Source organism: Paenibacillus whitsoniae (genome assembly GCF_003955665.1).
Classification (GTDB): Bacteria; Bacillota; Bacilli; order Paenibacillales; family NBRC-103111; genus Paenibacillus_E; species Paenibacillus_E whitsoniae.
This window is the reverse complement of the sequence record NZ_RXHU01000016.1, coordinates 1-10,356: the sequence shown is the minus strand read 5'-3', so window position 1 is coordinate 10,356 and position 10,356 is coordinate 1. Positions and strand designations below refer to the sequence as shown.

The 10,356-nt window shown below is 53.9% G+C and carries 11 protein-coding genes and 1 rRNA gene; 3 read left to right on the top strand and 9 right to left on the bottom strand.

What is annotated here, in order from left to right; all coding sequences use genetic code 11:
- Nucleotides 1–26 precede the first annotated feature (26 nt).
- Together uraH and pucL are read right to left on the bottom strand one after the other, a co-directional pair.
- On the bottom strand, nucleotides 27–386 hold the full coding sequence (uraH, locus tag EJQ19_RS06485; protein WP_126140393.1) for a hydroxyisourate hydrolase: 360 nt from the start codon (nucleotides 384–386) through the stop codon (nucleotides 27–29).
- Nucleotides 383–1,861 (bottom strand): factor-independent urate hydroxylase, encoded by a 1,479-nt coding sequence (gene pucL, locus EJQ19_RS06480; RefSeq protein WP_241242765.1) that lies wholly within the window; start codon nucleotides 1,859–1,861, stop codon nucleotides 383–385. Before pucL ends, uraH begins: the two co-directional genes overlap by 4 nt.
- A 318-nt stretch (nucleotides 1,862–2,179) precedes the next feature.
- Between pucL and EJQ19_RS06475 the strand changes: the two genes are divergently transcribed.
- Together EJQ19_RS06475 and EJQ19_RS06470 are read left to right on the top strand one after the other, a co-directional pair.
- Nucleotides 2,180–3,256 (top strand): alpha/beta fold hydrolase, encoded by a 1,077-nt coding sequence (locus EJQ19_RS06475; protein WP_126140392.1) that lies wholly within the window; start codon nucleotides 2,180–2,182, stop codon nucleotides 3,254–3,256.
- A gap of 38 nt (nucleotides 3,257–3,294) precedes the next feature.
- Entirely contained in the window at nucleotides 3,295–3,888 is a 594-nt protein-coding gene (locus EJQ19_RS06470) for a TetR/AcrR family transcriptional regulator (protein WP_126140391.1), read from the top strand.
- A gap of 78 nt (nucleotides 3,889–3,966) precedes the next feature.
- On the opposite strand, the gene EJQ19_RS06465 is transcribed toward EJQ19_RS06470, so the two are convergent.
- From EJQ19_RS06465 to EJQ19_RS06440, 6 genes are all read right to left on the bottom strand, one after another.
- On the bottom strand, nucleotides 3,967–4,455 hold the full coding sequence (locus EJQ19_RS06465) for a nucleoside deaminase (protein WP_126140390.1): 489 nt from the start codon (nucleotides 4,453–4,455) through the stop codon (nucleotides 3,967–3,969).
- Nucleotides 4,456–4,470: 15 nt separating this feature from the next.
- Nucleotides 4,471–5,400: an ABC transporter permease gene (locus EJQ19_RS06460; protein WP_126140389.1), complete on the bottom strand. Its 930-nt coding sequence runs from the start codon at nucleotides 5,398–5,400 to the stop codon at nucleotides 4,471–4,473.
- Between the two features lie 45 nt (nucleotides 5,401–5,445).
- Entirely contained in the window at nucleotides 5,446–6,591 is a 1,146-nt protein-coding gene (locus tag EJQ19_RS06455; protein ID WP_126140388.1) for an ABC transporter permease, read from the bottom strand.
- Nucleotides 6,588–8,126: an ABC transporter ATP-binding protein gene (locus tag EJQ19_RS06450; RefSeq protein ID WP_126140387.1), complete on the bottom strand. Its 1,539-nt coding sequence runs from the start codon at nucleotides 8,124–8,126 to the stop codon at nucleotides 6,588–6,590. The genes EJQ19_RS06455 and EJQ19_RS06450 overlap by 4 nt, the downstream gene beginning before the upstream one ends.
- A 156-nt stretch (nucleotides 8,127–8,282) precedes the next feature.
- Nucleotides 8,283–8,816: a chromate efflux transporter ChrA gene (locus EJQ19_RS06445; RefSeq protein WP_164716357.1), complete on the bottom strand. Its 534-nt coding sequence runs from the start codon at nucleotides 8,814–8,816 to the stop codon at nucleotides 8,283–8,285.
- Nucleotides 8,817–8,818: 2 nt separating this feature from the next.
- Nucleotides 8,819–9,409 carry a chromate efflux transporter ChrB gene (locus tag EJQ19_RS06440; protein ID WP_126140385.1) on the bottom strand — a complete coding sequence of 197 codons (591 nt, stop codon included), beginning with the start codon at nucleotides 9,407–9,409 and terminating at the stop codon, nucleotides 8,819–8,821.
- Between the two features lie 202 nt (nucleotides 9,410–9,611).
- Here EJQ19_RS06440 and EJQ19_RS06435 point away from each other — a divergent pair, with 202 nt between their 5' ends.
- Nucleotides 9,612–10,085, top strand: coding sequence for a GNAT family N-acetyltransferase (locus EJQ19_RS06435; protein WP_126140384.1), 474 nt, complete (start codon nucleotides 9,612–9,614; stop codon nucleotides 10,083–10,085).
- An 84-nt stretch (nucleotides 10,086–10,169) separates the two neighbouring features.
- On the opposite strand, the gene rrf is transcribed toward EJQ19_RS06435, so the two are convergent.
- A 5S ribosomal RNA gene (gene rrf / locus EJQ19_RS06430) occupies nucleotides 10,170–10,286 on the bottom strand.
- Nucleotides 10,287–10,356 lie beyond the last annotated feature (70 nt).

The window sequence follows — 10,356 nt, the reverse complement described above, 5'->3', positions numbered from 1 at the left end:
GATGCGTGTATGCTTATACTTGCCTTCTAGCTTCCGCGATACGTACTGTATCCCCATGGCGCAATCAGCAGGGGAACATGATAATGCGATGACTTGCTCGCAACACCGAAGCGGATCGGCACCTCATCCAGAAACGCCGGTTCCGTCAGGTCCACGCCTCTTCGCTTGAAATACTCACCAACATGAAAAACCAACTCATAGGTTCCCGGCGTGTAGTCCTCACCGGTCAGCATTGGCTGCGGCACGCGCCCGTCCTCATTTGTCTCCGCCGAGCGCAGCAGCTCCACCCCGCCTCCCGTCGTCACGCGATAGAGAGCAATGCGTACGCCGATCGCCGGCTTGCCGCAGCTCGTATCCAGCACATGTGTCGTGATTCCGATGCTCATAGGCCCTCCAGATCGCGTTTTGTCATGGAAAACCCTTGGAAGCCATACGGCGGTCTAGGCTCCGTGAATACCTTGCCTTCCCCGACAGTGGCTTGCTCCATAATCGTTTCCCATGTGCGATTGTTCGACTCGAAGCGAACTTCTTTAAGCTGCGGGAAGCGCTGAAGCGCCCGCCCACCGATGCGGTAGATCAGATTTTGAATGGAAGGCGAGTGCTGTTCATGGAACACCGTATGCGCAATATCGCGGATTTGCTCAGCAGCGACATACCGGCTGCGTTCGGAGAAAAAGGCGTCCTCTTCATTTTCATACGTCCAGGAAATGTCCAGAAAAATAAACAGCGGACGATCCGTCGTCTCCGGCAGCGTCGTGTATTCGTCGCGCACGAAGCCTGCGAACGAGCTGCCTTTGACTTTAATCAGCTTGAGATCGGAAATGCCGCCCGAATGGTCGGTAAGCACGATAGCATCCCCTTCGCGGGCCAGTTCCACATAAGCGGTGGGATGTTCATTTTGCGAGTACCGGTAAACCAGATTGCCCGGCTCCAGCCCTTGCACGCCCGGGACCGGAAGCACATCGAAAGCGACCTGATCCGCACTCATTCGGATGCCTGTGAGATGTGGATATTTCTCAAGGAAGAGACGGCTTGCAAAAGCGAGGAATCCTTCCGCCGTCGCCCCCTCATACTCGCCTGCTTTGCGCAGGATGAAATTTTTCATCGAGTCGGTTGCCACAACCTTCGTATTATCGCCCTCAGAGAAAGATGTGAACAGCGATTCCCCGCTGACGCTTACTTTTATGTTCATGCCGAATAGCACATTATCTCTCCCTGTGAACCCCGACTCCGGAATGAGCGTAATCTCCGTGAGCGGCTTCGCATAGGAGCGGTACACCCATACGTCCCCTTTGCCGTAATACATCGTACGTTCTGCGCCTTGTGCTGCTTTCATTGCTGTCTCCTCCTCTTCCTGTGTCACCATTGCTGACAGACGAATGCGTCCAATCTTGCAAACCTCCTGCAAAGCCGTCATCATCTCCGCTGCGTGCTGACCCTGCATACGTCGGGCGAGCGCTTCGCGGATCGTCATCTTCGTGTGCCCTTTTACCGCCAGGATAAAAGGAAATTGAAACTTCGTCGTGTACTGTTTATTTAATGCTATAAATTGTTCATACTCATGGGGTGTGAGCTGGTTCAGACCGGCTCCCGACTGCTCCTGAACGGAATGCTCGGTCATCTGAACCCGCGTTCCGAGATCGGGATGCGCCCGCAGAAGCGCCAGCTGCTCCGCCTCGCTTGCCCGCCACACCGCGCTTTCAAGCGCTGCGATCATGGCTGCAACGTTGTCGAAAGGGCGCGAGGCTGACGCACGTTCCGCCACCCAGGGCGAATGCTCGAACAACGCACCGAAAGCCGCTACAAACTCGCTTCGTCCCATCGCATTTACTTGCTCCATGCCCAGCTTCGTCTGTTCCATCGTGCCGCCACCCCTCTTGCCTGAAAATTCTGCACTTTCAATATTAAGATTTTTTCCATTGTAAATGCGGCGCCCCAATGGGTCAATTAAGCTGAAAGAAGTTTGTGAACTTTCATAACATTGGTTATTTTTTTTGTGTTTTTGCTAAAAGAAGCGCGGGAATATCCCCTTTCCTCTAACAGCAGCGATAGCGGGTATTCCATTTGTGTTGGGATTTTTTATAATGAGTGATTGACTCATCCATAAAACTGTTATATTCTTTTGTTGAGTGAGCTGCTCATTCATAAAATTTACAAGCGGATGAAGGAGATGCCCCTTATGACAAAAACAAATGTATTTCCTGATCTCATGTTGAGAATGTTTAATCAGCGCAAAAACGCGCGTAAGCTTCGGCTGGAATCGCCAAGCAAGATTGAGGAGAACGGCTATGCGGTTATCGGAGGCATCGAACAATGGATCTCGATTCGCGGAGAAGATCGCCATAATCCCATTCTTCTTTTTCTCCACGGCGGCCCGGCTTCTTCTTACTCCATTTTCAGTCCCTTGGTTCGATCGTGGGAGAAGCACTTTACGGTTGTTCAATGGGATCAGCGCGGAGCTGGCAAAACCTTCAGCAAATATGGAAAGACGGGCATCGGGGCAATTACCTTTGAACGACTGGTCGAGGACGGCTTCGAAGTGGTGCAATATTTGCTTCACAAGCTAGGGCAAAATAAATTGATTCTGGTTGGCAGTTCGGTCGGAAGCATCATCGGGACGCAGATGGCCAAACGAAGACCAGAGCTGTTCCATGCCTATGTAGGTACGGATCAGAACGTTAATATCGACGGGCATAAACTGTCGTACCAATTAAATCTGGCAGGCCTCCGCGCAGCCCGCTGCACCAAAGGCATCAAGCTCTTTGAACAAATTGGACCGGAGCCTTCCGGTTGGAGTCTCAAAGATTTTGACAACAAAAATCGTTGGATGGTCAAAGTCGTCACCCCGGCTCCCAATATGATTATGGATCTCGTTCTTCCGTCGATGCTGGCTTCGCCAAACCATACATTCCGGGATCTCCTCGCCTATTTTAAAGGCATGAATTACTCGCTGGAGCAGCTCTATGACGAATTAATCGCCTTCGACGCACGGAAGATCGGGACGCGATACGATTTGCCCTACTTCATCTTCCAGGGAGACACTGATCTGGTTACGCCGCTTCAGACCGCCCAAGACTTTTTCAATGATATCGAGGCCCCTTGCAAACGGTTCGCGGTCATCCCAAATGCCGGGCATCTCGCCTGTTTTGCACGTCCCGAGGCTTTCCTTGAACTGTTGCTTCAACACGTGCTTCCATTGACCCGAACTTTAAACCCTCCATTGGCATCGGATTCAAGGCGTGCGGATGTGGTATAATGAGCTCAACAATTCTCAAGATCGGAGTAGGAAGCCCATTGTCACCTTTAACGAAACAGCAATTGGAACAAATTCGTGACGAACGTTCGATGCAGATTAAACAAGCGGCGCTCAAGGTGTTCGCTCGTTATGGGTTCGCCGGTACGAAAACAAGTATGATCGCTGCGGCCGCCGGCATTAGCGAAGGACTCATCTATCGCTATTTCAAATCCAAAGACATTCTCTTCTCGACAATCGTCGAAACGTTGATGGAAGATGCGGCAAGCGAGATCAACGACAGCCGCTCCATGCCGGGCACGCCCTACGAACAAATCAAGGCGCTCACCTTGCATATGTTGGACGATGAGAATAAATACGCCTTCATGCTTATTCTCAAAGCGCGCAAGATGGAGGACCTGCCTCCGAAGGTCACGCAGCTTTTCGAACAATACTCTCCCGATGCGATCATCGATCAGCTGCTGCCTCTCTTCATCAAAGGTCAGGAGTCCGGCGAATTCGCCTCAGGAAATCCTCGGCAGCTTCTCCAGTGGTATTTCTCCGTTATTAACAGCCTCATTCTGCAAGAACAGGGTGACGAACCATATGGCTTCCCTGACGTTGCTGTCTTGATGCGGATTCTTACTAACAAGTAAGTACGCCTGCCTTATCGCAAAAAAATGAAAAAGAGTCCGCTAACCCTTACGGATTAACGGACTCTGCTGCTGCCTCCCCTATGTCCAATATCCCCGATGCGCCAGCGCCGCCTCTTCCTCCAGCTCGGCCACCGGCCCAATCACCTCGATCGGCTTGCCGCCGCTCGAGAACACGACCCGGCACGGCAAATCCAGCGTCGGATTCTGCTCGTGCGCCCCCGTTAAGATCGCAAGTTGCTTCTCCGACAGCGCAAAAACGACACGCCCCACGTTGCCCCAGTAGATCGAACCCGAGCACATCGCGCAAGGTTCTGCCGAGGAGTAGAGCGTGCACTGCCACAGCTCCTTTTTGCTGTACAGTTTGGAAGCTCTCTCCATCAGCGTCGTTTCTGCATGACCCGTGCAGTTGGACTCTGTAATCTCAATATTGCCCTGCTCCAGCACAATCTCGCCGTCCGGCCCGACCAGCAGTGCGCCAAAAGGCGTATTGCCAGCCTCTCGTGCCTCGTACGAAATTTCAATGCATCGTTTTAGATAAGGAATATGTTCATGAACCGCTTCATTCATGTCAGCGCCTCCCAGTTAAAATCGTTGTTCACGCAAATATGGAACTCCAAGCGACTCCGGCGAGCCCGATGGCTTGTTCCGGCTGCGCCAGCCAAGGAACATCAATACGAGGATCGTAAAGAGGTAGGGAATCATTTTCAAAAAATACGAAGGAATGTGACTGCCGATCAACTGTACCCGGAACCCGAGACTATCCAGAATACCGAAGAAATACGCACACACCAGCGCCCGAACCGGATTCCATCTCGCAAAAATAATGAGCGCCACGGCAATCCAGCCGCGTCCCGCCGTCATCCCCTCGTTCCACGTCGGGGTGTACACGAGCAGCAGATCCGCGCCGCCGAGCCCGATCAGCATCGAGCCTGCCACAATACACAGATAGCGCATCGCCGTCACCGATATGCCCATCACGTCAGCCGTCGCCGGATTGTCGCCGACCGCCCGAAGATGCAGCCCCCACGACGTCCGATGGATCAGCATATGCAGCCCGATTACTAAAGCGAAGCTTAACCACGTAAACAAATCCATATGGGCAAAAATACCGCCTACCACCGGCACGCCCTCCAGCCAGCTCAAATGCAGCTTCGGCACTGCGCCCACGAGCGGCGTTCCGCTTATGGGCTTGCCAAGATAGGCACTCAGCCCGCCGCCAAAGATCGTCAAGGCCAGCCCGCACACCACCTGATTCGCATGCAGCGTCACACAGAGAAAGCCGTGCAGCAGCCCCAGCGCTCCAGTGACCACCACCACACAGAGCAGTGTAAGTGTCAGACTGCCTGTATGTAAAAACACCAGGCACGACATCACCGCACCCATGAGCATAAGCCCTTCCGCCCCGAGCTGCAGCACGCCGGATCGCTCTATGAGAATGCCGCCGAGAATCGCGAGCAGGAGCGGTGTCCCCGACGAAATTGCAGAAACGATTAACTGCGTTAAGAAATCCATGCGCTTCCCCCCATTGTTAAAAGTACAGCCGCACCGGACGCCAGCCTACCCGTTTCGCCGAATGCGAAGCTTACCGGCCATCCCCCCGGCAATTAGGAAAAAGAGGATCGCGCCCTGCAGCATCGCCGACGTCGACGACGGCAGCCCGATCGTCTGCACGCTGTAGCCGCCGACGATGAGGCCGCCGAAAAGCACGGAGGCGATCACTAACCCAATCGGCCCCAGCTTCGCCAGCCACGCGACGATGATCGCGGTGTAGCCATACCCCGGCGAGATGCCGTACATCAGCCGGTGGGCAACCCCGGACACCTCGCTCATGCCCGCGAGGCCGGCCAACCCGCCACTGATCGCCATGACGATCAGCACGTGGCGCGAGATGCGGATGCCCGCGTTCCGCGCCGCTTCCGCATTCGCCCCGATGAGCCGCAGCTCGTAGCCCCAGCGGGTGTATTTCATCACGAACGCGTACACAAGCACGGCCACTGCCGCGAAAAGAAGCCCCATATGCAGCCGCGACGTCCCGAACGCCGGCAAGGTCTGCGCCGCCGTGAACATCGGCGTGCCCGGGAAGTTGAAGCCCTTCGGGTCCTTCCACGGCCCGAACACCACATAGTTGAGCGCCAGCAGCGCAACATAATTGAGCATCAGTGAAGTGATCAGCTCGTTCACTTGAAAATACGTCCGGGGAATCGCCGTCAGCAATCCCCAGACGCCGCCCGCCGCCATACCGGCCACCACCATCGCCGGGAGCGACACGTACATCGGCAGGTGCGGGAAGTACACCGTCACCGCCGTTGCCGCCATCGCGCCTGCGATGAACTGCCCCTCGGCGCCGATGTTCCACACCGCGATGCGGTAGGCGATGGACACGCCCAGCCCGCACAGCAGCAGCGGAATCGCCTTGACCAGCGTCTCCGTCAGCCCAAAAGTGGAGCCGAAAGCGCCTTGCACCATTTTGCTATAGACCATGAATGGATTCATCCCATTGAGCGAGATAAAGACACCGCATACGAGCAGCGCCAGCAGCACCGCGGCAGGGGTCACCCACCACGGGCTTTCCTTGCCCGCCGGATCAATCTCGAGCCGGAACGGGAGCCGCAGCGGCGAAACGCTTTTCTGCTTGTTTCTAGCCCGTACCGGCGGCGATGCGCCTTCCCTGCCAAGTGTCCCAGCCGCTTGTTGTTCGCTCATCCTGCATCCTCCCTTGATCCGGCCATCAGCAGACCGATGTCTTCCCGGCTTGCCTCGCTGCGCGGAAGATTCCCCACAATCCGCCCGTCGTACATCACAAGAACACGATCAGCCAGAGCCAATATTTCATCCAAATCCTCGGAAACAAGCAGCACTGCGCGCCCTTTGCTCCGCAGCCCTTCCAGCAAGCGATGCACGCCTTCCGTTGCGCCAACATCCAATCCCTGCGTCGGATGCACCGCAATCATCAGCTTCGGGTCTTGATCGATCTCCCTGGCCAAAAGCAGCTTCTGCTGGTTCCCGCCGGACATGAACTGCGTGGGTAGATCGAGCCCGGCTTGTTTCACGTCGAACTGCTCTACAAGCCCCTGTGACCAGCTTCGGTTTTTCGCTGTCCGCAGCAGGCCGAAGCGGGAACGCGCTGCGGAGCGGTACGTTTTGAGCAGCAAATTATCCACGGAGCTGAGACTGCCCGCAAGCCCGCTGCGCATACGGTTCTCCGGCACATGCGCAATCCCAGCCCGGATCGCCCCCAGCACAGAGCCGTTCTTTAGCAGCTCCCCATTAAAATGCACAGCCCCCTGCTTCCACGGACGAAGCCCGGTCAGCACTTCGGCGAGCTCCTTCTGCCCATTGCCGGACACCCCGGCCACACCGACAATTTCACCCTCGCCAATGTCAAAATCAATCCCCTTAAGCATCCGCCGGCCATGATCGCCCATCACTTCGAGCCCCTGAACGACCAGTAGCGGCGTCCCGGTCTTCCTCCGCTCACGCTGTACGGCAGTCACCGCCGCGCTTTCTTTTCCAACCATAAGCTGCGCCAGATCGCGTTCCGACGTCTCCGTTTTGGGCATCGTCGCGATCATCTTGCCTTTGCGCATCACCGAAATCCGATCCGCCGCGAACATGACTTCCTTCAATTTATGCGTGGTCAAAATGACCGTTTTGCCCTCTTGTTTCATCCGCTCCAACGTCTCAAACAGTTGATCCGCTTCTCCCGGCGTGAGCACCGAGGTCGGTTCATCCAAAATAATAAAATCCGCGCCGCGATACAGCGTCTTTACAATTTCCACACGCTGCTGCTCGCCGACGGACAACTGCCAGATCGGTCGGTCTACCGGAAAGGGCAGACCGAACTTCCCGGCGATCGCTTCGATTTCCTCAGCTTTGCGCTTGAGCCACCCCGGCCCGCGCCAAAAGGCCCCTCGCTCGCCGAGCACGATATTCTCTGCTGCCGTCAGCGTCTGCACGAGCCGGAAGTTCTGGAACACCATGCCGACGCCGAGCCGCATCGCATCCTTCGGCGATCGGATCCGCACGCTCTCGCCATGCAGCAGGATGGCCCCGCTCGTCGGCCGGTACACACCGGACAACATGCACATCATCGTACTCTTACCGGCGCCGTTCTCGCCAAGCAAGGCGTGAATTTCGCCGGCTTTTGCCCCAAAATTGACTTCATCATTTGCTCTGATGCTGCCGAACTGCTTCACAATTTGCTGCATTTCGATGGCGTACGTCTCCTGGCTCTGCATGGCACCGGCCTCCTTTACCTTACACGTCCCGCTTTATATGATTTCTCACTATACTGTCCACCCCACAATTGCGTCAATTAACTTGACACGATATTTGGTACACAAATGAAAAAAGGCGCGAGCCTTTGTGCTGAGCGCCAAAAAAGTCTATTTTCCTTACATCGACAAGAAAATACCGCCATACACAAACCCTGCCAGGATGACAAATGCCGGGTGGACTTTTCGAATTTGAATGAGATAGAAGGCCACCGCCGCAATCCCAAAAAACTGCACATACCCGATCGCTTTCGTCGACTCCACTAAGGAGCTCCAAGTCACCAGCACCATCATGATCGCGATAACCGGTTGGACGAGCAACGTCATGCCTTTGATCGCGGGAGCCTGCTTATATCTCTGCAAGATGTTCAGCAAAATAATTAGTGCAATAATCGACGGCACGACCGTCGCCACGACCGCCGCGAGCACGCCTCCCCAGCCCCCGATCTCATAGCCGACATACGCCGCAATCTTCGTCGCAATCGGCCCCGGCAGCGCATTGCCTAGCGCCAGCATGTTCGAGAATTCACTGGAATTCATCCAGTTGTGATTCGTCACAATCTCCTGAAACATCAGCGGTATAGACGAAGGGCCTCCCCCGTATCCAAACACGTTCGACAAAAAGAAACTGACCAGCAGGTGCCACCAATCCATGATCATGAGCCTTCACCTTTTCCAAGCGCTTTGCGGCTTTTGCCCCACTTGTCCTTTACCTTATGATGGAAAGCTCCATAGAAGAGGAATAGGAAAATGACAATGGCCGGATGCACTGCAAACGTCTGCAGCAGCAGGAAGGACAGCACAAAGAAAATAACACCTGCCGTCCAACCCAGCCCCTTCACCGCTTTCTCCCCAAACTCATACGCCATCACGCCGAGCATAACCGCCACAATCGGTACCACGGCAGCAATCATGCCTTTAATAACATGTGAGGTACTGAAAAAGGTGATAAAAGAGTACAGCCCCACCATCGCCACACACGTCGGCAAAATATGCGCTGCAACACCCAGCACCGCCCCTAAGCTTCCTTTGAGCCGATAGCCAAGATAGCCCGCCAGCTTCGTCGCAATCGGCCCTGGCAGCGTATTCGCAATGGCCAACACCTCCATAAACTCCTCGTCCTTCATCCACTTAAAACGGGTTACCGCCTCGTATCGAATCAGCGGCACAATCGACGGCCCGCCGCCGTAGCCGAGAATGCCCGTTCGAAACATCGCCATTCCTATCTGAACATAGGCATTTGCCATGCTGCTCCACTCCTGTCTGTCGTCACTTTGCTTTGCTCTATTATGTAGGTAACATCCTTTATTGTAATATAAATGGACGCAAATATTTCGCTTGGAGCTGGATTTTTGTAAAATATACAAAGATTACAGCACCGTTTTGGGTCCGGATGTAATCGCATTTAAAAAAAGGCTATGCTATCCTAGAGGAAAGGGAGGATATAGGATGGAAATCAGAAAGTTTCAAGTTTCGGATATTCGTGAGATTGTCATGTTGTTTTATGAAACCGTTCATTCTGTCAACAAGAAAGATTATACGCAAGAGCAAATTGAGGCATGGGCATCCAAAGAAGATAAGGAGCAGAGATTGGAGTCTTGGAGATCTTCAATGAGTACCAATATCACATTGGTTGCCCTCATCGACGGAATCATCGTCGGCTTTTCTGATATGACGCATGAAGGATATTTAGATCGACTATTTGTTCACAAAGATTATCAAAGGCAAGGCATTGCATCTTCTTTGGTACGTGCGCTTGAATCTGAAGCAAGGAGATTGGGGATTACGCAACTGTATACTCATGCAAGCATCACAGCAAAATCATTTTTTGAACATCACGGATTCCAGCTCGTTGAGTCGCAGTGTGTGGAACGAAAGGGGATTCCTTTAGTTAACTTTAAAATGATCAAAGATCTACATTAAACGCCTTTCTACAACCACGAAAGAATACTGAGCAAAAATAGAAAGAGCCCTACTCGGATTTCTCTAAGTAAGGCTTTTACAATTGCTTGGCAACGTTCTACTCTCCCAGAACCCTGCGGTTCAAGTACCATCGACGCTGGAGGGCTTAACGGTCGTGTTCGAGATGGGAACGCGTGGATCCCCTCCGCCATCATCACCAAACAGATTTGCTTTTCTCAAGGCTTGCACCTTGAAAACTAGATACGAAACGTTGCTTCAACTTTAGGTTTGT